Annotated in this window: 21 protein-coding genes; 10 read left to right on the forward strand and 11 right to left on the reverse strand. The window is 66.5% G+C overall.

Translation table 11 applies throughout. The annotated features are described in order from the left end of the window. Positions 1-3 precede the first annotated feature (3 nt). The 4 genes from OG394_RS04490 to OG394_RS04505 form a co-directional block, all read right to left on the reverse strand. Positions 4-774 carry an enoyl-CoA hydratase/isomerase family protein gene (locus OG394_RS04490; protein ID WP_328993579.1) on the reverse strand — a complete coding sequence of 257 codons (771 nt, stop codon included), beginning with the start codon at positions 772-774 and terminating at the stop codon, positions 4-6. A 9-nt stretch (positions 775-783) separates the two neighbouring features. After that, on the reverse strand, positions 784-1,980 hold the full coding sequence (locus tag OG394_RS04495; RefSeq protein ID WP_328993581.1) for a hypothetical protein: 1,197 nt from the start codon (positions 1,978-1,980) through the stop codon (positions 784-786). After that, complete coding sequence (locus tag OG394_RS04500) at positions 1,977-3,482, reverse strand: amino acid adenylation domain-containing protein (RefSeq protein WP_328993582.1); 1,506 nt, start codon at positions 3,480-3,482, stop codon at positions 1,977-1,979. Before OG394_RS04500 ends, OG394_RS04495 begins: the two co-directional genes overlap by 4 nt. Positions 3,483-4,027: 545 nt before the next feature. Continuing rightward, a complete protein-coding gene (locus tag OG394_RS04505) occupies positions 4,028-5,035 on the reverse strand; it encodes a glycoside hydrolase family 5 protein (RefSeq protein WP_328993583.1) in 1,008 nt (335 codons plus the stop codon). Positions 5,036-5,633: 598 nt separating this feature from the next. Here OG394_RS04505 and OG394_RS04510 point away from each other — a divergent pair. The 8 genes from OG394_RS04510 to OG394_RS04545 are packed head-to-tail and all read left to right on the forward strand — an operon-like array spanning position 5,634 to position 17,427. Beyond that, positions 5,634-7,124, forward strand: coding sequence for an endo-1,4-beta-xylanase (locus OG394_RS04510; RefSeq protein WP_328993584.1), 1,491 nt, complete (start codon positions 5,634-5,636; stop codon positions 7,122-7,124). Between the two features lie 15 nt (positions 7,125-7,139). Continuing rightward, entirely contained in the window at positions 7,140-8,663 is a 1,524-nt protein-coding gene (locus tag OG394_RS04515) for a non-reducing end alpha-L-arabinofuranosidase family hydrolase (protein WP_328993585.1), read from the forward strand. Between the two features lie 10 nt (positions 8,664-8,673). Beyond that, entirely contained in the window at positions 8,674-10,314 is a 1,641-nt protein-coding gene (locus tag OG394_RS04520; protein ID WP_328993586.1) for a glycoside hydrolase family 27 protein, read from the forward strand. Positions 10,315-10,373: 59 nt separating this feature from the next. Then, positions 10,374-13,187, forward strand: coding sequence for a PQQ-dependent sugar dehydrogenase (locus tag OG394_RS04525; protein ID WP_328993588.1), 2,814 nt, complete (start codon positions 10,374-10,376; stop codon positions 13,185-13,187). Positions 13,188-13,219: 32 nt separating this feature from the next. Next, positions 13,220-14,923: a ThuA domain-containing protein gene (locus tag OG394_RS04530; RefSeq protein WP_328993590.1), complete on the forward strand. Its 1,704-nt coding sequence runs from the start codon at positions 13,220-13,222 to the stop codon at positions 14,921-14,923. Between the two features lie 26 nt (positions 14,924-14,949). Next, positions 14,950-15,330 (forward strand): hypothetical protein, encoded by a 381-nt coding sequence (locus OG394_RS04535; protein WP_328993592.1) that lies wholly within the window; start codon positions 14,950-14,952, stop codon positions 15,328-15,330. Further along, positions 15,327-16,103 (forward strand): ricin-type beta-trefoil lectin domain protein, encoded by a 777-nt coding sequence (locus OG394_RS04540; RefSeq protein ID WP_328993593.1) that lies wholly within the window; start codon positions 15,327-15,329, stop codon positions 16,101-16,103. The genes OG394_RS04535 and OG394_RS04540 overlap by 4 nt, the downstream gene beginning before the upstream one ends. 13 nt (positions 16,104-16,116) lie before the next feature. Beyond that, on the forward strand, positions 16,117-17,427 hold the full coding sequence (locus tag OG394_RS04545) for a ricin-type beta-trefoil lectin domain protein (RefSeq protein WP_328993594.1): 1,311 nt from the start codon (positions 16,117-16,119) through the stop codon (positions 17,425-17,427). A 56-nt stretch (positions 17,428-17,483) separates the two neighbouring features. Here the strand turns inward: OG394_RS04545 and OG394_RS04550 are convergent, their stop codons facing one another. Genes OG394_RS04550 through OG394_RS04570 form a run of 5 tightly spaced genes read right to left on the reverse strand, consistent with a single transcriptional unit; the run spans position 17,484 to position 22,390 of the window. Beyond that, a complete protein-coding gene (locus OG394_RS04550) occupies positions 17,484-18,575 on the reverse strand; it encodes a Gfo/Idh/MocA family protein (RefSeq protein WP_328993595.1) in 1,092 nt (363 codons plus the stop codon). Next, a complete protein-coding gene (locus OG394_RS04555; protein WP_328993596.1) occupies positions 18,568-19,344 on the reverse strand; it encodes a ThuA domain-containing protein in 777 nt (258 codons plus the stop codon). The genes OG394_RS04550 and OG394_RS04555 overlap by 8 nt, the downstream gene beginning before the upstream one ends. Positions 19,345-19,369: 25 nt before the next feature. Then, positions 19,370-20,185: a carbohydrate ABC transporter permease gene (locus OG394_RS04560; RefSeq protein ID WP_328993597.1), complete on the reverse strand. Its 816-nt coding sequence runs from the start codon at positions 20,183-20,185 to the stop codon at positions 19,370-19,372. Between the two features lie 13 nt (positions 20,186-20,198). After that, positions 20,199-21,158 carry a carbohydrate ABC transporter permease gene (locus tag OG394_RS04565; protein WP_328993598.1) on the reverse strand — a complete coding sequence of 320 codons (960 nt, stop codon included), beginning with the start codon at positions 21,156-21,158 and terminating at the stop codon, positions 20,199-20,201. A gap of 5 nt (positions 21,159-21,163) precedes the next feature. Further along, entirely contained in the window at positions 21,164-22,390 is a 1,227-nt protein-coding gene (locus OG394_RS04570; RefSeq protein WP_328993599.1) for a sugar ABC transporter substrate-binding protein, read from the reverse strand. Between the two features lie 184 nt (positions 22,391-22,574). On the opposite strand from OG394_RS04570, the gene OG394_RS04575 reads away from it, so the two are divergent. Next, a complete protein-coding gene (locus OG394_RS04575; protein ID WP_328993600.1) occupies positions 22,575-23,591 on the forward strand; it encodes a LacI family DNA-binding transcriptional regulator in 1,017 nt (338 codons plus the stop codon). A 414-nt stretch (positions 23,592-24,005) separates the two neighbouring features. Here OG394_RS04575 and OG394_RS04580 read toward each other — a convergent pair whose 3' ends face one another. Beyond that, the gene (locus OG394_RS04580) at positions 24,006-24,548 is read right to left on the reverse strand and encodes an endonuclease V (protein ID WP_328993601.1); all 543 of its coding nucleotides are present in this window, start codon (positions 24,546-24,548) and stop codon (positions 24,006-24,008) included. Positions 24,549-24,698: 150 nt separating this feature from the next. Here OG394_RS04580 and OG394_RS04585 point away from each other — a divergent pair, with 150 nt between their 5' ends. Further along, positions 24,699-24,899 carry a hypothetical protein gene (locus OG394_RS04585; RefSeq protein WP_328993603.1) on the forward strand — a complete coding sequence of 67 codons (201 nt, stop codon included), beginning with the start codon at positions 24,699-24,701 and terminating at the stop codon, positions 24,897-24,899. A 58-nt stretch (positions 24,900-24,957) separates the two neighbouring features. On the opposite strand, the gene OG394_RS04590 is transcribed toward OG394_RS04585, so the two are convergent. Continuing rightward, positions 24,958-26,220 carry a hypothetical protein gene (locus OG394_RS04590; RefSeq protein ID WP_328993604.1) on the reverse strand — a complete coding sequence of 421 codons (1,263 nt, stop codon included), beginning with the start codon at positions 26,218-26,220 and terminating at the stop codon, positions 24,958-24,960. Positions 26,221-26,227 lie beyond the last annotated feature (7 nt).

Below are 26,227 nucleotides of genomic sequence, written 5' to 3' on the forward strand. Positions count from 1 at the left end.
CTGTTAGGTGGCGCGTTGGAAGACAGGCGTGCGCTTGGCCAGGAACGCATCCGTCCCCTCGCGCATGTCCGGTGTGGTGAACGCCTGCCGGAACGCCGCCGCCTCCAGCTCGAGGCCGGTGACGACGTTCGTTCCGCGAGCGCCGTTGATCGCGTCCTTGCACAGGGCCACCGCGACAGGCGAGTTCTGCGCGATCTCGCGAAGGGTACGGGCGGCGGCCGCGAGCATGTCCTGCCTGGAATCGAAGACCTCGTTCACGAGTCCGATGCGCTGAGCCTGCGCGGCGTCGATCTTGCGGCCGGAGTAGATCAGTTCACGGGCCAGGCCGGGACCGACCAGCTGCTGCAAACGCACGCAGCCGCCGAAGCCGGGAATCAGTCCGAGCAGCACCTCCGGCTGGCCGAACACGGCCTTCGAGGTCGCATAGATGAAGTCCGCGGCCATCGCCAGTTCGCATCCGCCGCCGAGCGCGTACCCGTCCACGCACGCGATGACCGGTGCGGGCACGCTCTCCAGCAGATTCATCACGGTCTGACCGAGCCGGCCGAACTCGGCACCTTCGGCCGGAGTCATGGCCGCCATTTCGCGGATGTCCGCGCCGGCGACGAACGCGGGTCCAGGCGCACCGGTCAGGATCATCGGTTTGGACGCGGTACGGAGGAAGTGCTGCAGTTCGGTCAGCACCCCGGCGGACAACGCGTTGCGGGCGGATGGGCGGGTGATGGTCAGCGTCACGATGTCGCTGTCCTCGACGTGCAGGTTCAGGTAGTCCATGGTGTCTCCTCACGAGTCCCAGATCGCGCCGAAGGCCGGAATGCCACGCATCTCCAGCTCCTCGACGATCTGCCAGGTGGTCTTTTTGTTGGAGATGCAGATGACCGCCTCGGCGCCCGACTGGACGTAGGCCTGATAGGTCAGCGCGAGCAGATCGGGTTTGCCTGCCGCGTCGGTGTCCCAAATGACCGCATCGGGCTGTACGGCAAGGATTTCGTCGACCAAGGCGTCGCCGTACGTCTGCCGTGGGTGCCTGGTCGACCAGACCAGCAGCGACGGCGTATCGGCGGCGAGCAGATGCGGCAGGCACGGGCCGATGCCACTGCCGGTCGCGACCCAGACGACCTTGCGGAACAACTTGTCGATGTTGCCGACCCCCGCGGTCGGGATGCCCTTGACCCAGACGTACGCCGGCAGGTCGTCGATGAGCGCGCCCGTCCAGTCCCCGGCGCGCGAGATCGTCAGCCGGAACCCAGCCTGCCCCGGCGTCGGTACGTTGGCGAAGGAATGCCACTCGAGCAAGGGATTCCGGCTCACCGCGGTGGATGATCCGGCGAACGGCGTCACCCCGTAGTCGAACCACACGAGCGCGACGTGCCGGGACGGACGGTCGATCCGGACCGGCACCCGGCGCAACCGCAGCCACGGCAGGGCAACGCTGAACCCCACGACCGAGAGCACCCACAGACTCGTCGTACTGGCGGTCGCCCCCGCATGCAGTGCGAACAACGCGAGGACGGACCAGCCACCGAATCGATGAGCTCGTTCGAACCAGTCGTGCTGTCGCGCCCGTAGTGCCGGCAGAGCCAGCACGATCATCGCGATCAGCAGCGCCAGAATCACCCAGGTGAGGGCGAGGGAGGGCGCGGTGAAGGGAAACCAGGCGGTGGCGCAGATCGACGCGCCGACGTGCAGGCCACCGAAGTGGTACACCTTGCCCATCGTCCACCGGATCCGCAGTGGCCAGTGCGTGGGCACACTGGTCGCCAACCAGAACAGCAGGTTGATCACGTACTGCTGGCGGATCAGTACGGCGAGGGCGAAGTTGGCGAGCACCATCGACGACGCGTCGACGATCGGGACCAACGCCAGGTTGAGCAGAACGACGGCGGCGGCGAGCCGGTTGTGATGGGTGAACGGGCGGCGCTTGACCCTTGCGCGCAACGACCGCCCCGGGCCAGGGAGCGCGAGCTGCGTCGTCGTCATGCCACGGTGTCCAACCGGGACACCAGGGCACGCCGGTCGATCTTCCCGCGCTCGGTCATCGGCAGTTTGTCCACCGCCACGATCAGGGTCGGCGAGCAGTAGTACGGCAGCAGTTCCTCGACGACTTGCCGGGCCACCTCCGGCTGGACGGTCGCCGGGCTGACGAAACCGACCAACCGGTCCTGGTGCAGCACCACGGCGGCGCGAGTGCATCCGGGAGTCTGCTCGAGCGCCGAGGTGACGGCGTCCAGTTCGACCCGGAATCCCCCGATCTTCACCTGGTCGTCGGTCCGGCCGTGGTGTTCCAGCTGACCGTCCGGAGTCCATCGGGCCAGATCTCGGGTGCGGAACATCCTGTTCGCACCACCGAGGAACGGATCCGGCCGGTACCGTTCGGCGGTCAGCGCCTCGTTACCCAGGTACCCGTCGGTGACGCAGGCGCCTCCGGCCCACATCTCGCCGATCTCGCCGATCGGGCACGGCCGGAGCTCGTCGTCCAGGATGTACACCGTCGTGTTGGGCACCGGTCTGCCGATGGTCAGCGCGCCGTCGTACCGCTGCATCGTGTTGACGATGGTGACCTCGGTCGGGCCGCAACTGTTGTAGAAGGCCGCGCGCCGCGACCAGGCCGCGGCGAGGGGCTGTGGGCATCGTTCACCGGCCACGGCGACCGTATGGACGGCCTGGCATCCTGTCGGGTCCAGAGTGGACAAGATACTCGGCGTCGCGATGATGACGTTCAGGCTTTCCGCGGTGCTCGCCAGGTTGTTGCCGCGGACAACCAGTGTGCCGCCGTGCGCGAGCGTGCCGAGGATCTCCCAGGCGGCCATGTCGAAGGCGATGTTCAGCAGTTGCCCGACCCGGTCACCCGGCCGGATTCCCAACGACCCCGGCTCGGTGAGCAGAACGTTGCAGAGGTTGGCGTGGGTCACCTGGACGCCATTCGGCTGTCCGGTCGTGCCGGACGTGAAGATCACCACGGCCGCGTCCCCGGACCGCTCGGCTCGAGCTGGGCCGGGCTCGGCCGCGATGGTGTCGATCGAAACGACCTGGCCGAGCTCCGCGGGAAGCTCGTGGTCGTGGGTGGTCAGGATGACCTGGATGCCGGCCGTGCTGACGACGTGGCGCAGGTGTCGTGGTGGCGTGATCCGGATGTCCTGCGGCACGTAGGCGGCGCCGGCCTTGAGGATGGCCAGGATCCCGACGACCATATGCGCCGAACGTGTGAGGAACAGACCGACCCGATCACCCGGCCGGACGCCGAGTGCGGCCAGCCGGGTGGCGACGTGTTCGGCCCGCCGGTCGAGTTCCTGATACGTGAGGCGAACGCCGAGGTGTTCCACCGCGATCGCCTGAGGACGGGCGCGCGCCTGGCCTTCGACGGCGTGGTGGATGCGGCTGAAGGCCGGCCTGCAGACGCGGCCGTGACCGTAACGCTGGAAGAGGATTCGGTCGGCCGGAGCGAGTCCGTGCAACCCGGAAAGCTGAAACGGTGTGGCCATCCCCATGAGACCTCCTTGGTCGGTACTGGGTGTAGCTGCATGATTACGGAGTGCATTGACCTGTGGACGTGACGTGTCCGCGCTCCCGCCGACGCTCGCGCCGACGGCTACGACACGCTGGTGAGTGCCCGAGTGGTCACGCGCATTCCTGCGCGTACTCAAGAGCAGTTAAAGCTGATATCTGCAATGACGAAGCTGGCATTGTCGAGGAACTTCCGCAGAACGCATTGGGACCTCCGGTGTGGGGCGGTTCCGCGGTCGTTGCCATGGTCAAAGGAAAACACTGTGGTGACGACCGGGAAGGACACCGTAGAACTATGATTGAAAATGAAGCTACCACAAAGAAACATTGGCCCACCATGGTTTGGGTGGGGTTTCCGGGCATAAAGCGAGGGCAGATCGGCCGTCGCCGATCTGCCCTCTGACCTGGTTTTCTATTGCTATCTGTATTTAATTCTGAGCATTCTTCTCAACGGCCTGCAGTGCTGGTCTGCGACCGTGCTGGAATTACCGAATCAATTAATCACCCAGGGCGTGGATCCGATTCATAGCCCCCAGCCGTACCTGATCCGGTCACGACCGGAGGAATTGCGGACGGTCAGGTTGAGGTTGGTGCCGCTACCGCTCAGGGCGAACATCGAATACCAGTCATAACCGCCGCCGTTGGTGCGCTTGCCGCCGAGCGCGGGCCAGTAGGTGCCACCCATCTGATTGTCACGCATGACCTGTGTGACGGCGCGAACGTAACGCACGAAATTGTCGGTGCTGGCCGCATTGGCATAGTTGAGGCCGGTGGACATCGGCGCGCCGTACTCGGTCATGACCGCGCGGGAAGCGCAGTTCCCCAGGCGCGTCTGAATATGGCTTCGGAAACCGTCGTACGTCATTGGGCCATAGAAGAAGGTGTAGTAGTGGAAAGACAGCAGCGTTCCACTGAAGCGGCTGTCGTTGCAGATATCCCGTAGGTCCTGGCTGAAGCCGGTGCCGCCGATGAGCACCCGGCTGGGCACCGCCGAATAGTGGTAGCGGAGCCAGTTCGCCGCGACATTGCGCCAGTCCGTCGAGCTGTAGCCGTGGGGCTCGTTCATCGGCTCGAAATACACGTTGGTGTTGGAGCCGTAGGTGCTGGTCACACGGGACCACATGGTGTTCCACGCGGCGTAGTTCGTGACCTTGCCACCCGAGGCGGCGCCGTCCTCCCAGTAGGCGAGAATGACCTTGAATCCGCGCTCGGTCGCGGCGTCGATGGCACCCCGATAGTTGTTCCACCAGGTCGTGCCCACGGTGTGGGTGTTGATCGGCAGCCGGACGGTGTTGACGCCCATCGCCGCCATGTCGTCGTACAGGGCATTGGCCTTGGCCCGCACGGTCGCGTTGCTGTCGGTCTGGCTCAGGCCCGAGATGACGAGCGGGCCCCTGCTGAAGTTGTCACCCAGTACGGCCCAGTTCATCCCTCGGAACTGGTTGGTGGCGGCGCTGGCGGGCGCCGGGGTGGCGACAACCCCGCCCACCGCGAGTGCGGTCGCCACAACAAGGCTCAGCAATCGGCGCAACGATCGAGTGTTCCGCGATGGTTTTGCTACGTACTCGTGCGGTCTTCCGTTCATGTTTTCGCCTCTCCGAGCGGCTCGAGGGCTACGCCGCTTCGGCTGGTGCGCGGCGTGACATGTTCAAGAAATATGGCCCCCGAGCCAGACCGTGTCCATCAGCCGATCAGAGGTGGGCAAGAACGTTCAGAATCGAACAAATACGCTTGATCACGGTGGCCGGCGACCGAAGTCGCGGGCCGACTGCCGAAGGGAAGGCACAGCGGTCCGCCCTAATAAGACTGAACCATTTTGGTACACCAAACTTGATGAGACTGAAGCATTGCGCTCTCCGTAATGTGTCGCGTACGGTCTGCAACTGACCGAATCGGATCGACACCCCCGCCCGGGAGTCTCATGGTTCAACCGCGAATTTCCAGTGGCGCGCTCGTCGCCGGCGCCAGCCCCCCGCCCCCATCGCAGGACGGCCTCCGAGTCAGCTGAACAGGCTGGCGATTCTGGGGGCGCCAGCCCCGCTATCACCGCCGACCTCACTGGCTTTCCCGACCTTAACTTGGGAGCGCTCCCATTCGCAATGGGTCGCTTCACCGACAAAGGAGGACGTATGACCCCGCAGATCCATCCCGCCCGATGGTGGCGCCGGCCACTGCTTCGCTGGGCGATCGCCTCGCTCGCCGTCACCAGCACCGTGGCACTCGTTCCGAACGCACCCGGCGCCGCCGCATCCGTCGACGCGGCCGACGCCGCCACCACCCTTGGCGCGGCAGCTGCCCAGTCCGGCCGGTACTTCGGCGCCGCGGTTGCCGGCGGCAAGCTGGGCGATTCGCAGTACACGACCATCCTCAACCGCGAGTTCAACTCGATCACCGCCGAGAACGAGATGAAGTGGGACCACACCGAGCCGTCCCGCAACAACTTCACCTTCGGCTCGGCCGACCGGATCGCCAACCACGCACGCAGCCAGAACAAGCAGTTGCGTGGTCACACGCTGGTCTGGCACTCGCAGCTGCCCGGTTGGGTCAGCGATATCCGAGACGCGAACACGCTGCGCGGCGTGATGAACAACCACATCAACGTCGTGGCGGGCCGTTACCGCGGCCAGATCCACTCGTGGGACGTGGTGAACGAGGCATTCGCCGACGGCAGTAGTGGCCAGCTTCGTCCCTCGGTGTTCCGCGATGTTCTCGGCACCGGGTTCATCGAGGAGGCGTTCCGTACCGCTCGTGCCGCGGATCCCGCCGCCAAGCTCTGCTACAACGACTACAACATCGAGGATTGGAACGCCGCCAAGACGCAAGGTGTCTACAGGCTGGTACGCGACTTCAAGTCCCGCGGTGTGCCGATCGACTGTGTTGGCCTGCAAGCGCACTTCGGCAGCGGCGGTGCGCCCGCTACATTCCAGACCACGCTGGCCAACTTCGCGGCACTCGGCGTCGACGTACAGCTCACTGAACTCGACATCGCGCAGGCGTCGCCGACCGCCTACGCCAACACTGTCCGGGCGTGCTTGAACGTGTCGCGATGCACCGGAATCACCACCTGGGGCGTCCGGGACATCGACTCCTGGCGCGCGAGCGAGAACCCGTTGCTGTTCGACCGGAGTGGCAACAAGAAGCAGGCTTACGACGCCGTGCTCACCGCGCTGAACGGCGCGAGCAGCGGCAGCCCGATCCAGATCGGCGTCAACTACCGGCTGGTGGCGCAACACAGCGGCAAGGCCGCCGATATCGCCAACGCGTCCACGTCCGCCGGTGCCGTGCTGCAGCAGTGGTCGGTCAGCGGTGGGTCCAATCAGCAGTTCGACTTCCTCGATGCCGGTGGTGGCTACTTCCGGATCAGGGCACGCCACAGCGGCCTCGTACTCCAGGTGTCGGGGTCGAGCAGTGGCGCGGACGTGACGCAGCAGCCGGACACGAATGCCGCGAGCCAGCAATGGCAGGTGACCGACCACGGCAACGGTGCGGTGAGTCTGGTCAACCGGCAGAGCGGCCTGGCGCTGGACGTGTGGGCAGCGTCCGCCGCCGATGGCGCACGCATTTCGCAGTGGACCTACACCGGCAACGCCAACCAGCGCTTCCAGCTCCAGCGCCTCTAGCCGAAGGAGAAGGACATGCATCGCATGAAGAGGACCCGGTACGGCCGGCGCCCGACGGCGCTCGGCCTGGTGATAGCCCTTGTGGCCGGTCTGCTGGCTGCGGTCGGCGTGATTCCGGCACAAGCGGCCACTGTCGACCCGAACGCTTGGTACGTCTTGGTCAACCGCGCCAGTGGCAAGGCAATGGATGTCTCGGGGGCGAGCACCGCCAACGGCGCCGCCATCCAGCAGTGGTCGCGGCACGATGGCACCAATCAGCAGTTCCAGTTCGTGGATTCCGGTGGCGGGTACTACCGGCTGCGGGCACGGCATTCCGCCAAGGTGCTCGACGTGCTCAACGCCTCGACCGCCGACGGCGCCGGCATCGCGCAGTGGACCGAGCACAACGGAACGAACCAGCAGTTCCGGTTGGCCGACTCGCCAGACGGCAACGTCCGGCTGATCAACCGCAACAGCAACAAGGCTCTCGAGGTCCCGAGTGGTTCCACCGCGAACGGGACGACGATCGTGCAGCGCTCCGACGGCGGCGGGACCAACCAGCAGTGGCTGCTGGTCCCCATCGGCGGCGGCAACCCAAGCGGTCCGCTGCCGTCCACCTTCCGGTGGTCCTCCAGCGGTGTGCTTGCCGGGCCGAAGGCCGACGCGCAACACCCCAACCGCTACGCCATCAAGGACTTCTCGGTGGTACGCCACAACAACCAGTGGCTGGTCTACGCCACGACGGCCGGATCGAACGGGTGGGGCCTGGTGAACTTCAACTTCGGTGACTGGTCACAGGCCGCGGCAGCTCCGCACACCTACCTGGATACGGCCTCGGCGATCGGGCCGGGCTACCGTGCCGCCCCGCAGTTGTTCCATTTCGCGCCGCAGAACCTGTGGTACCTGGTCTACCAGACCGCGCCACCGACGTACTCGACCAGCACCAACCCGGCCGATCCGCGATCGTGGTCGGCACCGCGCACGTTCATCGCCACCGAACCCGACATCGTGCGGGAGAACAAGGGTGACGGTACCTGGATCGACTTCTGGGTCATCTGTGACACCACGAACTGCTTCTTGTTCTTCAGCGACGACAACGGCCACATCTACCGGGCACAGACCAGCCTGGCCAACTTCCCCAACGGATTCGGCAACACGCAGATCGTGCTGTCGGATTCCAAGTTCGCCCTGTTCGAGGCGACCAATGTGTACAAGGTGGCCGGGTCCAACCAGTACCTCCTGATGCAGGAGGCGATCGGCGGCACCGGACGGCGGTACTTCCGGTCCTTTGTGTCCAGCAGCCTCACCGGCAACTGGACCCCGTTGGCCGCAACGGAAAGCCAACCCTTCGCCGGCCGCAACAACGTCACCTTCCCCAACGGCGCCTGGACCCAGGACATCAGCCATGGCGAGCTGGTCCGCGCAAGCAACGACCAGACGCTGACGATCAATCCCTGCCGGCTGCAATTCGTCTACCAGGGCCAGGATCCCGGTGCCGGTGGCGACTACCTGAAGCTGCCTTGGCGGATGGGCCTGCTCACCCAGACCAACTCCTGCTGAAGGAGCAACGATGATCACTCGATCACGCGGCCGACTGGTCGCCATGGTAGCGATCGCGGCGTTGGCACTGGTGACGCTGGGGCCTGACCGGCAGCCGGCCGGCGCGGCGCCTGGCAGCCCGGCGCTCACTCCGCCGTTGGGGTGGAACAGCTGGAACAGCTTCGGCTGCGGCGTCACCGAGACAGCGGTGCGCCAGGCGGCGGACGCGATGGTCTCGTCGGGGATGCGGGACGTGGGCTACCAGTACGTCGTGGTCGACGACTGCTGGTTCGATCCGCAGCGTGATGCCCAGGGCAATCTCCGTGCCCACCCGACGAAGTTCCCCAGTGGCATGAAGGCATTGGGCGACTACATCCACAACCGCGGCTTGAAGTTCGGGATCTATCAGGTGCCGACCGAGCGCACCTGCGCTCAGGGCGGCGGCGCACACCCGGGTTCCACCGGCAGCATGGGGCACGAGGTGCAGGACGCGCGCACCTTCGCGTCCTGGGGAGTGGACTACCTGAAGTACGACTGGTGCTCCCCGAACGGCACGCGGGACCAGCAGATCGCCCGGTTCTCGATCATGCGGGACGCGTTGCGTGCCAGTGGACGGCCGATCGTGTACAGCATCAACTCGAACAGCTATCACGCCCCCACCGGCGACAAACACAACTGGGGTGATGTCGCCGACCTGTGGCGCACGACCGAGGACCTGCTGGACATCTGGCAGAACGGCAACACCAACAGCTATCCGATGGGCGTGGGCAATGTCGTCGACATCACCGCGCCCCTGGCGGCACAGGCTGGGCCAGGCCACTGGAACGACCCGGACATGCTCGTGGTCGGACGCCCCGGCCTGACGCTGACGGAGTCCCGATCGCATTTCGCACTCTGGGCTCTGATGGCCGCACCATTGATGGCGGGCAACGACATCCGCACCATGTCCGCCGAAGTGAGCGCGATCCTGCGTAACCCACGGCTGCTGGCGGTGAATCAGGACAAGCTCGGCGCCGGCGGCCGCCGGGTGCGCGACGACGGCGCCACGGAGGTATTCGCCAAACCGCTGTCGGACGGATCGGTCGCGGTCGGCCTGTTCAACCGCGGCAGCGCGACCACCACCGTCACCACCACGGCGGCGCAACTCGGGTTGTCCGGCGGGTCGTTGAGGCTGACCGACCTGTGGACCGGGGCAACCTCCAGCAGCGGCGGACAGATCTCTGCCGTCGTCCCGGCCCACGGGGTGGCGGCATATCGAGTCACCGGCGGTACCCCAGTCGCCAGTACGACCTCCAGATTTCGGGGTACCGGCTCGGGCCGTTGCCTGGACGTGAGCAACGGCTCGACCGCGTCCGGCGCGGCTGTGGTGATCTGGGACTGCCGCACCGCGGCGAGCCAATCATGGACGACCTGGGCCGGTGGCGAGATTCGGGTCTTCGGTGACAAGTGCCTGGGCACCGAGAACCAGGGCACCGCCAACGGCACGCGAGTGGTCACCTCGTCGTGCAATGGCCAGACCGGCCAGAAGTGGGCCCTCAACTCCGACGGATCCCTGACCAATGTCGCCGCCGGCTCCTGCCTGGATGTCAACCAGGCCGCCACCACGAATGGATCACCGCTGATCCTCTGGAGCTGCAACAACCAGGCCAACCAGAAATGGTCCCGCACCTGAGGCGCCGAACAGGCACTGGACCTTCACCCGTTCTCTGAGATCAAAGGTGTGACTTTGCTATGAGAATCAACGTCAAAGCGGCGATCTCCGCCGCCATTCTGGTGGCCGCCGGTTTGACGGCGACCGCGATCGGTACGGCGCCGCCGGCCGCCGCGCACGCGGTCAACCCCGCCGACTTCCAGCAGGTCGAGCTGGCGCGCGGGGTGGCCGAGATGGGCGAGCCGATGTCGCTGGCGGTGTTGCCGGATCGCTCGGTGCTGCACACCGCACGCAATGGGACCGTACGGCGAACCACGGCGGCCGGGGCGACCAACGTGATCGGCACGCTGCAGGTGTATTCGCACGACGAGGAAGGTCTGCAGGGCATCGCGGCCGACCCGAACTTCGCCACCAACCGGTTCATCTACCTGTACTACTCACCGCCGTTGTCCACGCCGGGAGGTGACGCCCCGGAGAACGGGTCGGACTTCTCGGTGTGGAACGGCGTGAACCGGCTGTCGCGGTTCACCCTCAACGCCGACTTCACCATCAACATGGCCAGCCAGGTGACCGTGCTGGACGTGGCGACCAGCCGGGGTGTCTGCTGCCACGTCGGCGGGGATATCGACTTCGATGCCGCAGGCAACCTTTATCTGTCCACCGGGGACGACTCGAATCCGTTCGCCTCGAGCGGCTACACCCCGATCGACGAGCGCACCAGCCGTAATCCCGCTTTCGACGCACAACGCAGCGCGGGCAACACCAACGACCTGCGCGGCAAAGTCCTGCGAATCAAGGTGAACGCCGACGGGTCGTACTCGATCCCGCCCGGCAACCTCTTCCCGCCCGGCACCGCGCGGACGCGCCCGGAGATCTACGCGATGGGCTTCCGCAACCCGTTCCGGATGAACGTCGACAAGGCCACCGGCGTGGTCTATCTCGGCGACTACGGACCGGACGCCGGTACGGCGAGCAGCAGCCGCGGGCCGGCCGGCCTGGTGGAGTTCAACCGGATCACCTCGGCGGGCAACTACGGCTGGCCGTACTGCGTGGGTTCCAACAACACCGCGGAAACCTATGTGGACTACACGTTCCCGTCCGGGCCGTCCGGGGCGCGGTTCAACTGCGCCGCACCGGTCAACAACTCTCCGCGCAACACCGGGCTGACCAACCTGCCGGCCGCTCGCCCGGCGTGGATCAAGTACGACAACTGTTCGCTGGCGGCGTTCGGCTGCGGGTCGGAGTCCCCGATGAGCGCGCCGGTGTACCGGTACGACGCGGCCAACCCGTCGTCGGTGAAGTTCCCGCCCGCGCTGGACGGCCACGTCTTCGCCGGCGAGTTCGGCCGGCGCTGGATCAAGGTCATCGACGTGAACTCCGACGGGTCGGCCGGGCAGATCAACCCCTTCCCGTGGCGCGGCACCCAGGTCATGGATTCGGCCTTCGGCCCGGACGGCGCGCTGTACGTACTCGACTACGGCACCGGCTGGGGGAGCGGTGACGCGAGCTCGGCGCTCTACCGCATCGAGTACAACCCACAAGGCAACCAGGCGCCGGTCGCGCGGGCCAGTGCCAACCGGACCTCCGGCTCCGCACCGCTGGCCGTGACCTTCTCGTCGGCCGGCTCCTCGGATCCGGAGGGCGGTGCGCTGACGTACGCGTGGAACTTCGGCGACGGAACCACGTCCACGGCGGCGAACCCGAGCCATACCTACACCGCGAACGGCCAGTACACGGCCTCGCTCACGGTGACCGATCCCGCCGGCCGCTCCGGCAATGCGAGTGTGATCATCTCGGTCGGCAACACAGCGCCGACGGTCACGCTGAACACACCCGTGAACGGAAGCCTGTTCAGCTTCGGGGACACGAAGGCGTACACGATCACGGTGTCCGATCCCGAGGACGGCACGATCGACTGCAGCCAGGTCAAGCTGAGCTATCTGGTGGGGCATGACAGCCACGCGCACCTGATCACCTCACGGAACGGCTGCTCGGGCACCCTGACGATCCCGCCGGACGGTGAGCACGACACAGCGGCGAACCTGTACGCGGTGTTCGACGCCGAATACACCGACAAGGGCGCGAACGGGCAGCCGCCGGTGACCACCCACACGCAGCACGTCCTGCAGCTCCGGCATCGCCAGGCGGAGCACTACACCACCCAATCGGGTACGGGCCTGTTCGACAAGGCGGTCGCGGAGGGTGGCAAGACGGTCGGTGACATCCACAACGGCGACTGGATCGCGTTCCAGCCGTACGCGCTCGGCGGCGAGACCCGGTTCACTGCCCGGGTTTCCTCCGGCGGCTCGGGCGGCATGCTGTCCGTGCGGACCGGTTCGCCGACCGGGCCCGTACTCGGCACGGTGACCGTTCCGGTGACCGGTGGCTGGGAGACCTTCACCGAGGTGTCCACGACCCTGTCCAATGTCCCGAGCGGAACCGGCACGCTCTACCTGACGTTCGCCGGCAGCGGCACGGGTTATCTGTTCGATCTGGACGCGTTCACCTTCGGCACGTCGACAGGCGGCGGCGCCGGGCCGATCGCCGGGATCGGTGGCAAGTGCGTCGATGTCAGCGGCGCGACCTCCACCGATGGCGCCAGGGTCCAGCTCTGGACCTGCCACGGCGGCGCCAACCAACAGTGGACCCGCACCGGCAACACGTTCCAGTCGCTCGGCAAATGCATGAATGTCGCCGGCACCGCTGATGGCAGCCCGGTACAGCTACTCACCTGCAACGGGACCTCCGCGCAGAGCTGGTTCGTGCAGGCCGACGGCACCATCCGCAACGGCACCAAGTGCCTCGACGCCACCGGAGCCAGCTCCGCCGACGGCACCCAACTCGTCATCTGGACCTGCAGCGGTGGCACCAACCAGCGCTGGACCCAGCCATGAACCACCTGCACGGGAAAGCGAAGTGATTTGAGATGAAGCACTCCTTCACCCGACGCGCGCTTGGCCTGGCTGTCGCCGCGCTCGTCGTCTTCGCGGCCAACACCGGTCCGCCGGCCGGCGCCGCTGACACGCCGTACGACGTGCTGGTGTTCTCCAAGACCGCGGGCTTCCGGCACGACTCCATCCCGCAAGGCATCCAGTTGATCCGGGACCTGGGCGCGGCCAACGGTTTCACTGTCACCTCGACCGAGGACGCGAACGCGTTCAACGGCTCGAACCTGGCGCAGTACGAGGCGGTGGTGTTCCTCAACACCACGGGCGACGTACTCAATGCCACCCAGCAGGGCGCGTTCGAGTCGTACATCCGTGGCGGAGGCGGGTACGCCGGCATCCATTCGGCCGCTGATACCGAGCACGACTGGCCGTTCTACGGCGAACTGGTCGGCGCGTACTTCGTCTCGCATCCCGCGATCCAGCAGGCGACCGTACGAGTCGAGAACCGGGCGCACCAGGCCACTCAGCACCTCGCTCCTGCCTGGGTACGTACTGACGAGTGGTACAACTACCGCACCAACGTCCGGTCCAGCGCCCGAGTCCTGGCCACCTTGGACGAGTCCACCTACTCCGGTGGCTCGATGGGCGCCGACCATCCGCACACCTGGTGCAAAACAGTCCAGAGCGGACGGTCCTTCTACACGGGAAGCGGCCACACCCAGTCCAGCTTCGCCGAGAGCGGTTTCCGGTCCATGATCCTCGGTGGCATCCGGTACGCGGCGAACCGGACGAAGGCGGACTGCCGCCCGGAAACCGGCTACACCACGCTCTACAACGGATCCACCACCGGCTGGTCGCAAACCGGGCCGGGTGGCTTCGCGAACAATGACGGCACGCTGACCTCCTCCGGCGGGATGGGCATGCTCTGGTACGGCGCCAAGGAGTTCCGTTCGTACTCGCTCAAGCTGGACTGGCGGATGCCCGGTGACGACAACTCCGGCGTGGTCATCGGATTCCCGGCAGGCAGCGACCCGAACACCGCCCTCAGCCAAGGGTATGAGGTGCAGATCGACGCCACCGACACGGCCGACAAGACCACCGGCTCGGTCTACGGTTTCAAGGCCGCCGACCTCGCCGCCCGCGACGCCGCGCTCAACCCGCCGGGGGAGTGGAACACCTACGAACTGCTCGTCGAGGGTGAGCGGCTGCAGGTGTTCCTGAACGGCGTGAAGATCAACGACTTCACCAACACCGACCCGGTGCGCTCGTTGACCTCCGGCCACATCGGTATCCAGAACCACGGCACCGGCGACGACGTGTCCTTCCGCAACATCCGGATCAAGGAACTAGGCGGCACCATCCCGCGCACCGGGCCGATCACCGGCCCCGGCGGCAAGTGCGTGGACGTCAGCGGCGGCAGCACGGCCGACGGCACCAAGATCCAGCTCTGGACCTGTACCAACGGGCCCAACCAGCAATGGACGGTCGATGGCACCACGTTGCGTGCGTTCAGCAAATGTATGACCGTCGCCGGCGGCAGTGCGGCCAACGGCGCACCGGTGCAACTGTCCACGTGCAACGGCAGCGGAGCCCAGAACTGGACGGCCGGCGCCAACGGCTCACTAGTCAACACCCAGTCGAACAAGTGCCTCGACGCCAACGGCGGCAGCACGGCCAACGGCACCCAACTGATCATCTGGACCTGTCACGGCGGCACCAACCAACGCTGGACCCGGCCATGAACCCAGCCCAGAAGAGGAGCATGCCCATGACGAAGAGGCACTATCGAGTCCGGTGGTGGACGCAGATCGTCGTCGCCGCACTGATTGCTGCCGGTGCAGGCGTGGCCGACGCCCGGCCGGCTCCCGCGCCCGCTGCTTCGCTAGCCGCGTCGCCAGGCTGCGGCAAGGCCCCGACGTTGACCAGCGGCACGCACACGATTCAGAGCAACGGCAAGAGCCGCTCGTTCATCCTCAGGCTCCCCGACAACTACACCAACTCCACCCAGTATCGGTTGATCTTCGGTTACCACTGGCGGGGCGGCACCGCGGGCGACGTCGATTCAGGCGGAACCGACGGCTTCAATTGGTCGTATTACGGATTGCGGCACAGCGCTTCGCCCTCGGCTTCAGCTACGGCGGCGGCATGAGTTACGCACTCGCGTGTGCCAGGGCGACGACCTTCCGTGCGGTCGCGGTCTACTCCGGCGCGCAACTGAGCGGGTGCAGCGGCGGCACGCAACCGATCGCGTACATGGGGATTCACGGCATCAGCGATTCGGTGCTCAGCATCTCTTCGGGACGGTCGTTGCGGGACACGTTCGTCCGGAACAACGGCTGCACCGCGCAGAACCCGCGCGAACCCGCAGCGGGCAGCCGTACTCACATCACCACCACCTACTCGGGGTGCCGCGCGGGGTATCCAGTCGTCTGGGCCGCGTTCGACGGAGGTCATGGCCCTGGTCCCATCGACGGCGGCGGCGAGGGCTGGCGTACCTGGACTTCAGGAGAGGTCTGGAGGTTCTTCACTGGCGACACGACACCGACCCCGACCGCGTTCCGGTTGCGCAGTGAGTCGGCCGGTAGGTGTCTGGATGTCAGTGGTGCGAACGCTGCCAACGGTACGCCGATGCTTGTTTGGGATTGCCACACCAATGCCAATCAGCAGTTCACGCGCAGCGGCCAATCCCTGCAGGTATTGGGCAAATGCCTCGAGGTTCCCGTCAATGCCGGCGCCGGCACCCGGTCGCGGATCTGGGATTGCAATGGCGGCGCAAATCAGCAGTGGAACGTCAACGACAACGGCACCATCACCAGCGTGCAAAGCGGATTGTGCCTGACCACCGACGGTACCGCCAACGGCTCGGCCGTGACCGTCGCGACCTGCACCACCGGCACGAACCAACGCTGGACCCGCCCATGAAAAGGAGCAAATCATGAGAGAAAGACGGCTGCTAAGCCGCTGGTTGGCACCGATTGCCATCGCCGCGCTGGTTCTCACCGGCGCCGGCGTGGCCGAAGCCCAGCCGGCTGCCGCGCCCACGGACGCTGCTTCCCTTGCCGCGCCCCTTGCCGCGTCGCCCGGCTGTGGCAAGGCCCCGACGCTGACCAGCGGCACGCACACGATTCAGAGCAATGGCAAGACCCGCAGCTTCATCCTGAGCGTGCCCGACAACTACGACAACACTCGGCAGCACCGGTTGGTCTTCGGATTCCACTGGTGGGGTGGCACCGCGCAGCAGGTCGCCTCGGGTGGCAGCGACGGCGACGTCTACGCCCACTACGGACTGCGGCGGCTGGCGAACAATACGGCGATCTTCGTTGCGCCGCAGGGCATCGGCAACGGCTGGGCCAACTCCGGCGGCGAGGACGTCACCTTCACCGACGACATGATCCGGCGGATTGAGAACGACCTCTGCGTCGACACGGCACAGCGCTTCGCCCTCGGCTTCAGCTACGGCGGTGCCATGAGCTACGCACTCGCGTGTGCCAGGGCAACGACCTTCCGTGCGGTCGCGGCGATCGCAGCACCCGGCGCGATCAGTGGATGCAGCGGCGGCACTCAACCATTCGCGTACATGGGAATCCACGGCATCTCGGACAACATCGGCGCCGGACGAGGACTGCGGGACAGGTTCGTCCGCAACAACGGCTGTACCGCGCAGAACCCGCCAGAGCCGGCATCGGGCAGCCGTACTCACATCACCACCACCTACTCGGGGTGCCGTGCGGGATACCCAGTGGTCTGGGCCGCCTTCGACGGAGGTCACCAGCAAGGTCCCGTCGACGGGTGCGCCGGCTGTGAGAGCGGCGCCAGGAGCTGGGTCAAGAACGAGGTGTGGAAGTTCTTCACCGGAGACACGACACCGACCCCCACGGCGTTCCGGTTGCGTAGTGAGTCTGCCGCGCGGTGCCTGGACGTCAGTGGCGCGAACTCGGCCAACGGTACGCCGATGCTCGTTTGGGATTGCCACACCAATGCCAACCAGCAGTTCACCCGAAACGGCCAATCCCTGCAGGTACTGGGCAAATGCCTCGAGGTGCCCATCAATGCCGGGACCGGCACTCCATCGCGGATCTGGGACTGCAATGGCGGCGCCAACCAACAGTGGAACGTCAACGACAACGCCACCATCACGAGCGTCCAAGGCGGACTGTGCCTGACCGCCGGCGGCACCGCGAACGGCTCAGCCGTGACGGTTGCGACCTGCACCACCGGTGCCAACCAACGCTGGACCAAAGCCTGACCGACTCGTCACCACACGGGGCCATCCCGTGTGGTGACGACGGCAATCAGTCAGGCTCAGGGTTCCAGGCCTACGACTTTGAGGACGTCAGGCCAGGCTTGGAGGGCCGCGAGCAGTGTCGGGTCCTCGACTGTCGCCAAGGCCTCGGCGTAGGCGTCGGTGATCACCTCGGCGACGCGGACCGGCGTACCGAGAGTGGTTGAGCGTACGGCGGCTTCCACCATGGCGAGGCTGATCACGTTGCTATGCGCCTCTGATTGCGGGACCGTCGACGCCCGCACCGCGTCGACGAACTCCACCAGGGAACCGGCGATCTGCTCAGGGTCCTCCGGTAGTTCCACCGCCAGGGCTTCGCCGGAGGCCAGCTCCGCGATGGGCGCGTGGTCGCCGTCCCAACTCGCCGTACCGCCGGCGGCGCATGCTCGCCACCGGCCGTTCCATGATGTCTCCAGGCCGGGTGCGCACCAGCTGCCGTCGAACGAGAACCGCGTCCCGTCGGCGAACCGGAAGATCGCGGACGCGGCCGCGTTGCCGTCAAACCAGCTCCAGGCCGGGTTGTACGACTCGCAGTAGACCGATACCGGCTCGGAGCCGATCAGCTTGCGAGCCAGATCGAACTGGTGGATCGCCATGTCCACCAGGAGCGGCTCGGCCATCCGCTCGCGGAAGCCACCGAAGTGCGGGGCCTTGAAGAACTCGCACGACAGCGATCCGATCGTGCCGAGTTCGGCGATCTGCCGGCCGAAGGCGGAGCCGGCCCGGAAGTAGCGGCGAGACTGCGACACCATCAGCAGTTTGCCGCTCACCTCCGAGGCGGCGACCATCGCCAGCGCCTCCCGTACCGTCTCGGCCAGCGGCTTCTCACAGAGCACGGGAAGCCCACGCAGCAAAGCATCCACGCTGACCTTGGGGTGAGCGACCGGCACCGTCACGTCGATGACCGCGTCGGCTCCGTCGGCCAGCTCGTCGATCGAGGTCGCCACCGCGACGGCGCCGTAGCCGTGCTCGTCGGCGGCCGCGCGGGCCACGTCGAGGTCGAGGTCGACCAGGCCGGTCAGGACGACGTCAGGGTTCTCGGAGATGGTCCGGAGCCAGGCCCGGCCCATGCCGCCGGCGCCTACCTGCAAAAGCCGCAAGGGGTCAGGCATCCGCAGGCTCCTCGATCGGTCCGGCGTACCCGTGACCGTTGAAGAAGTCGCCGGACTCGTACCGCAGCAGCGTCGGCACCGCCCGCTCGGCACGGTCGCTGTTGACCCAAGCGACGCCGTTCGCGATCACCTTGCGGACATCCTTGTGGTGGTAGACGGGGAAGTCCTGGTCGCCGGGGGAGAAGTAGAAGATCTTGCCATGCCCGCGGCGGAAGGTGCAGCCGGAGCGGAACACCTCGCCGCCGGAGAACGAGGAGACGAAGATCAGTTCGTCCGGAACCGGGATGTCGAAGAACTCGCCGTACATCTCTTGCTGCTCGATCACGATCGGGTGCGGCACACCCTGCGCGATCGGGTGGGTCGGGTTGACCGTCCAGACCAGTTCGCGGTCCCGTTCGCTGCGCCAGCGCAGCGTGCACGAGGTCCCCATCAGTTTGCCGAAGATCTTCGACCAATGGCCGGAGTGCAGCACGACCAGGCCCATCCCCGCCAGCACGTGCTGGTAGACCCGGTCGACCACCTTGTCGTCAACCTCGTCATGCGCCGCATGCCCCCACCACACCAGCACGTCGGTCGCCGCGAGCACCTCCTCGGTCAGGCCGTGCTCGGGTTCGTCGAGTGTCGTCGTACGGACCGTCGCCTCGGCGCCGAGGTTGTCGCCGATCCCGGCGGCGATGGTGCTGTGCATGCCGTCGGGGTAGATCTCGGCGACGTGCGGCTCCACTTGCTCGTGCCGGTTCTCGCCCCAGACGAGTACGCGAATCGTCATATTCTTCACAGTCCTTTGGAATAGGTCATTTGACGGCTCCGCCGATGGCGCCGGCGGCGATGTACTTCTGCGCGGCGACCAGGAGCACGATGGCCGGGATCGCGGAGAGCACCGCGGTCGCCATCACTGCGTTCCAGTTCTGCACCTGGGTGCCGAGGTACTGATAGATCCCGAGCGTCACCGGCCGTACGTCGCCCTTGGTGGTCAAGGTGAGCGCGAACAGGAAATCGCTCCAGGAGAAGAGGAAGCTGAACAGTCCTGCGGTGATCAGCGAGTTCTTGCTGACCGGCAGCACGATCGCGACGAACGCACGGAACAGCCCGGCGCCGTCCACCCGCGCAGCCTCCACCAGGGACGGCGGCAGCGAGAGCATGAACGAGCGCAGGATCAGGATCGCGAAGGGGATCGCGCTGCTGCAGTTGGCCACGATCAGGCCGGGAATCGAGTTCAGCAAGCCGATCCGTTCGTACGCCGTGTAGAGCGCGTTGGCGATCACGATGCCAGGGATCATCTGGGAGACCAGGATGGCCAGCAGTCCGGCCGACACCCAGCGGGACCGGAACTGCGAGAGCGCGTAGGCACACGGGGCGGCGATCACCAGGCTGAGCACCACGGTGCCGGCCGCGATGAGCATGCTGGTGACCAGGTTGCCACCCTGTTCGCTGAGCGCTCGCCGGTAGCCGGCGAACGTCGGGTCGAGCGGCAGGAACCCGGCGGTCAGAGTGTTCCCGGACGGCTGCAGTGAGGCGTTCAGCATCCAGTAGACGGGGAAGAGCATCACGCACAGGATCAGTACGCCGGTCACGGTGTAGATCGCACGACGGACAGTCGAGTCGGTCATCGTCGTACCCCTCCTACTCGTCGACGGCACGACGGGTGCCGCGCAGGTAGAGGACCGCGAACACCAGCGAGATCGCGATCAGGATGTTGCTCAGCGCGGCGCCCTGACCGAACTCGAAGTCGACGAACGACCGCTCGTACGACTGGGTGGCGAGCGTCTGGGTGGCATTGGCCGGGCCGCCGCCGGTCAGGCCGAGGATGATGTCCAGCACCTTGATCGTGTAGACGACCCCGAGCATCAGCAGCACACTCGCCACCGCTCGCAGGTTCGGCCAGGTGATGTACCAGAACGCGCGCCAGCCGGTCGCGCCGTCCAGGTGCCCGGCCTCGTACAGTTCGTCAGGGATCTCGGTCAGACCCGAGTACAGCAGCGTCACGTTGAACGGGATGCCGATCCAGATGTTCACCCCGATCACGACGATCAGGGCGACCGACGGCGAGTTCAGCCACGGCACCGGATCGTTGATGAGTTGGAGTCCGACCAGGGTGCGGTTCAGGATGCCGCTGTCCTGCTCGAGGATCGAGCGCCAGGTCGCACTGGACACGATCAACGGCAGCAGCCAGGGCAACAGGAGCAGTGATCGCAGAACGCTGCTGAGCGGGAACTTCCGGTGGAAGAACAACGCCAGCGCCAGTCCGATGGTGAACTGGAAGACGATCGAACCGAGGGTGAACAAAACCGTGTTGATCATCGCCTGCGAGAACAGCTGATCCGTCACGACGGCGGTGTAGTTCTTCAGGCCGACCCACGGAGCCTGTCCGGTGAAGAAGGTCCGCAGACCGTAGTCCTGCAGGCTCATCAGCAGGTTCTTCACCACCGGGTACCCGAACAGCGCGACCATGGCCAGGACGGCCGGCAACACGAACAGCAGCTTGGTCAGATCCTCACCCCGGTGGCGCCGGCCACGAGGCCTGCGAACAGGCTCCGGGCCGGACGCCGCGGCGTCGTTACGGGTCAGCGTCGCATGGGCCATCGCGATCAGCCGCCGGAAGCCTGCTTGAAAGCGTCCTGGGCAGAGGCCTTGCCGGTCAGGGCCAGGGCGATCGCCTGATAGATCACCTTGGCGGCATCCGGCCACTTGTCGCCCAGCTTGCCGGTCCTGGCTCGCGCGTTCACCACCTGCTCGGTGAAGGCCTTCATGGACGGGACATCCTTGACGTACTGGTCGAGCAGTGCGGTTCGCGTCGGCACCGTGAACCGTGCCTTCGCCCAGGCCATCTCGTTCTCGTCCGAGCTCAGGCACTTCACGAAGTCGGCGGCCTTCTGCTGCTTGGCCTGGTCCTTGTTGAGTGGGACCGTCCAGGCCTCACCGCCGAGTGGCGCGGTCGGAGTCTGGCCGACCTGGTTCACCGGGAACTGGACCACGTCCCACTTGACGTTCGGCGTCTTCTGCAGCGCCGGGATCTGCCAGGGGCCGTTCACCATCATCGCGGCCTTGCCGGCGACGAACTGGTCCTTCGCGTCGCCTTGCGTCCAGTTGATGACACTCTTCGAGGCCGAACCCGACTGCACGAGATCCACCCACAGTTGCAGGGCTTCCGCCACCTGCGGGCTGGCCAGATCGGTCTCGTCACCACCGTTGGTCCACATCGCGGGCAGGAACTGCCAGGCACCTTCGTACGTCGCGTTCGCGTTGAAGGCGATCCCGTAGCGGCCGGGCTTGGTGAGCTTCTTGGCCGCGGCCTTCAGCTCGGCCCAGGTCTTCGGCGGTTGAACGCCGGCGTCGGCGAGCATCTGGGTGTTGTAGAACAGCGCGATCGTGTTCACCACCGGCGCCAGTCCGTACAGTTTGCCCTCGTACGACGTGGCGTCCACGATGCCCTGGGCGAACCCGTCGGCGCTGATCCCCAAGTCGTTCAGCGGCGCCAGCGCTCCGGTCGCGGCGATCTGCTGTACGTCCGGGTTGTCCAGCATCAGAACGTCGGGAAGAGTCTTCGACGAGGCCTGCTGCAACACCTTCTGGATCAAGGCGTCACCAGGCACGGTCTCCCGCTGGATGGTGATGCCCAGCTTGCCGGCGCAGGCGTCGAGTCCCTTCTGGACGAGCGACTTGTCCGGGTCGTTGTTGTAGTAGTCCAGGATCGACAGGCTCTTGACCGTGTCGCCGGACGAGGACGGCGACGAGCCGCCGTCGCCGCAGGCCGCCAGCACGAGCGACAGGGACGTCGCACCCGCCAGCACAGCGGTGATCCGCTTGCTGATCATGACATTGCGCTCCTTCGGTGGATGGTCGGTGGCCACAGAGGTGCGCTGATCTAAGCGCTTAACCAGGGCCCGATGAAGAATGCCGCTCGCTTGTACTGGGGGGAGTAAACCGCTTAACTGAGATTGCCAAGGACTATGTTCCTTGGGTCACACCGCTGTCAAGAGTTCAGGGAGGGCCGGCTCGATGGTGACCATGCGGGACGTTGCGGATCGCGCCGGCGTGTCGATCGCGACTGTCTCCTTCCTGCTGAACGACACCAAACCGGTGACCGCGGCCACCCGGGCGCGGATCGAGCAGGCGATGGCCGAGCTCGGCTACAGCCGCAACGTGGTGGCCCGTGCGCTGGCCAGCCGGCGCACGCGCATCATCGCGATGGCGTATCCGGCCCTCGACCATCGGTTCGGCTTCTCGGCGGCCGAGTTCTTCACCAGTGCGGCCACCGCGGCGCGCAAGCAGGACTACCACCTGGTGCTGTGGCCGGTCGGCAACGACGGCACCGAGCTGCACGAGCTGGTCGGGGAGAGCCTGGTCGACGGCGTCGTGCTGATGGAGGTCCAGCTCGACGACCCTCGGGTAGCCATCCTGCAGAGCACCGGGACGCCGTTCGCGATGATCGGCCGGACCACTGAGCTGGACGGCCTGTCCCACGTCGACATCGACTTCGACGCGACCGTCGAAGACGCGATCGGTCACCTGTACGGCCTGGGCCATCGCAAGCTCGCGCTAGTCGCGGGGGACCTCGCCGATCCGCGCTTCCACAACCACGGGCCATACGTCCGTACCGAGGCGGCGTACCGCCGGGTCTGCGCGGACTACGGCTTGCAGACCGTCGTGCTGGTGTGCGCGGACACGACCCGAGCCGGCCAGGAGTCCGCGGCGCGGCTGATGCGCGAACACCCTGACACCACGGCCGTGCTGGTCATCAACGAATATGCCGGTCTCGGGGTCGCCTCCGGCCTCAGCCGCCTCGGGTACGACGTACCGGCGCAGATCTCGGTCCTCCCGCTCTTGATGGCTCCCGAAACCGCGGCCCTGTCCAACCCCGAACTCACCATCATGCGAACGCCCGGCCCCGAACTGGGCCAGCTCGGCACCGAAGCCCTCATCCGCCAACTGGAAGGCGCCGCCTCCCTCCCACCCCAACTGATCCCCGCCAAACTCCAACCCGGCGCCACCACCGCCCCACCCCGCCCGAACTGACAGGCGAGACATGACCAGACACCTTGCGGGAGAGATGTCCACAGATGGCGCCCGCGGGCTTGGGGAATGGGGACGCACCCTGTACGACGGTCCACGGCCGACCGGGCCGAAGCGCTCGAGCGACCGACCGAGGCTGCACCGACTCCCCGGTGACCCGCCTCCCCCTTCTGCGGGTCGGAACGCGTCCACTCGCGGGCTGTGCGGTCGCGACGACTCGTGGGGGGAGGGGAGGCGGCCGCCTGCAAATTGTGGCTGTCGGCAACGAAGTCGCCAATGCGGTCAGCCTGGAACAACGGGAAGCACTAATCCTCGGCCTATTGATATAAGGGGAGTGAGGCATGCCTGCCTGGCGGTGCCTTTCAGATCGAGCCTTCGGCGCCGAAGTGCGAGTATTGCCGACCGCCACATCAACTACTACTGCCCCGCACGAGCTCTGCGCGCGGCCTCACGGGCGACCCTCAGCGGCTCCGGCGTGCGGTGGTCGACGAGTGAGGCTGTGACGACCTCGACGGCGGTATCCGGATCGGTTCGCCAGCCGGCGTGTACGACGAGTGGCCGGGTTCCCGGTTTGGTGCGGACCCAGGTGGCGACATGGTCGGTGCCGATGGTCAACGGTGAGGTCGCACCGGGCTTGTCGGAAGGCCAGGCTCCTTCGGCCAAGAGCGGACGGTGAGTCACGCCCACCGTGGGCAGATCCTCCGTTGCTCCGAAGTGCAGCGCCAGGCCGGCCCGCCGAGGGTGATCACGTCCGGTCGCATCCAGCAGTACGACGTCCGGCCGCGGAGCGAGACGCCGTATGAGGACCTCCAGCAGCGGACCCAGCCTGAGCGCTAGCATCCCTGGAACAAACGGCGCTGATGCGCGACCGTCGAGCACGCATCGTCCGATCACGCGGCGGCCGTCCATGACGACGGCGGCAGCCCAAGCCGGATCATCTGCATCGCCAGGACCTGACATTCCGCGAGGAAAGCAGACCCAGCATCCGGCCACGAGGTAGCCGGTCGGCGGTGTCCAGGGCGTGGGCGTCACTCGAGCGAGCTCATGCTGCAGCGAGGCCAGCTCAGCCGGTTCCGTCGGCCACACGGCGCCTTCATTTCAGTCGTGGAGGTGAGTACGGAACCAGTCTCGCGCCAGTTCGGCGACTCGCGCGAGGGCGCCGGGCTCCGCGAAGAGGTGGGTGGCATGTGGCACGACCTCAAGACGGTTGACGCACCGCAGTTGCCTTGTCGCCTGATCCGTCTCACCGGCTACGGCAACGACACCAACAACTGGACCAGCATCATCGAGCTGGACTTCTTCGCCCCCTGACGCCTAGTGGCCTACACGGAGTACTCGTGGTACCAGTCGACCTCGCACGTCGCGGGCGTCAGATGCTCGCCAGCCATCCTCGGAGCGAGGCTGGTCGGGCCAGTCCAACGTCGTGGGGGATCCTGCCGTTCGACCGGCCGGTGGTGCGCCGGAGCGCTTGACGGATGGTCAGCGGGCGCCCGCCCGGTGGGGAGTGGGGGTTGTAGCCGTTGGTACGCATGATGCAGAAGATCCGCTTGTCCGACGTGTGGTTGAGCCGGCGGACGTGGACCTCCCCAGCCGTGTCGGTGACGTCGAACTCGAGGATCAGGTCGTCGCGGCCGTGGTGGTTGGGGTCGTAGATCCACAGCTGCACCACCTGGCCGCTCTGCGAGTAGGCGAAGGCCAGGACCTGGTGGTTGCGGCCGACGTCGAGCGTGTCCGTCTGGATCAGTCCGATCGGCGACAGCCGCCCGGCGTCGATGTCGTCCCGGATCCGAGGCCACTCGTCCCGGTAGGTGACCCAGGCCCGGCCCCGCGCCAGCCCCGCGACCTGGATGAATCCCTCGTCGCCGTTGGGGTAGTGGGGCGACGAGTACCCGAGCCAGCGATGGCCGGATCCGGCGATGTCGAAGCTGTCCAAGAGCCGGTCCCGGATGAACTGGAACAGCGGGTCGTCTGCGGAGGTTGGTGCCGACGTGGCGGCCGGAGGTCGCTCGCCCGCGGCGTGGTAGTCCATCGCCGCGAACACCATGCCGCCGCACAGCCCGGCGTCGGCGTGGGTCAGGGGCAACCAGTTGTCGTCCACCCGGGCGATGCCCAGCGGTCCCGCGGCGCTGCCCAGTTCGTCGAGCATGCGGTTCCACAGGAAGCCGACGGTCATGGCCGGCAGATCCGGGCTCCACGAGTTGTCGAACTGGAAGCCGTTGACCGACGGGGTGAACCCCCGGACCTCGCGCCGGGCGCTGTCCCGGAAGCGGATGATCAGCCGGGCGCTGTGGCCCTGGCCGCCGCTGTAGGCCGCCTCGAACCCTGCCGGCGCCCACACGTGGAAGGTGTTGCCGTACTGCGATTCGACGAGCGGGCTGTTGAAGTGGATGTAGAGGTGCCGGTTCGGGTCGCCGTCAACCCGGTACCAGACGCTGCCCTCGGTGCCAGTGGTGGGGCCGAGGAACAGGTCGCCCTCGGCTCGCCACTCGGCGGTGGTCCCCGGGGCGATGGGGCTGCGGGCCGACGGGTACCAGGGGCTGGTCCACTCGCCCCAGGGCAGCTCGTCCCGCTCCCACACCAGGGGGACCGACGACTCGTTGCGGATCTCGACCGCCATGCGTATGCGTGACACGGCAGCC

The organism is Kribbella sp. NBC_01245, from assembly GCF_036226525.1.
In the GTDB taxonomy this organism is placed as follows: domain Bacteria; phylum Actinomycetota; class Actinomycetes; order Propionibacteriales; family Kribbellaceae; genus Kribbella.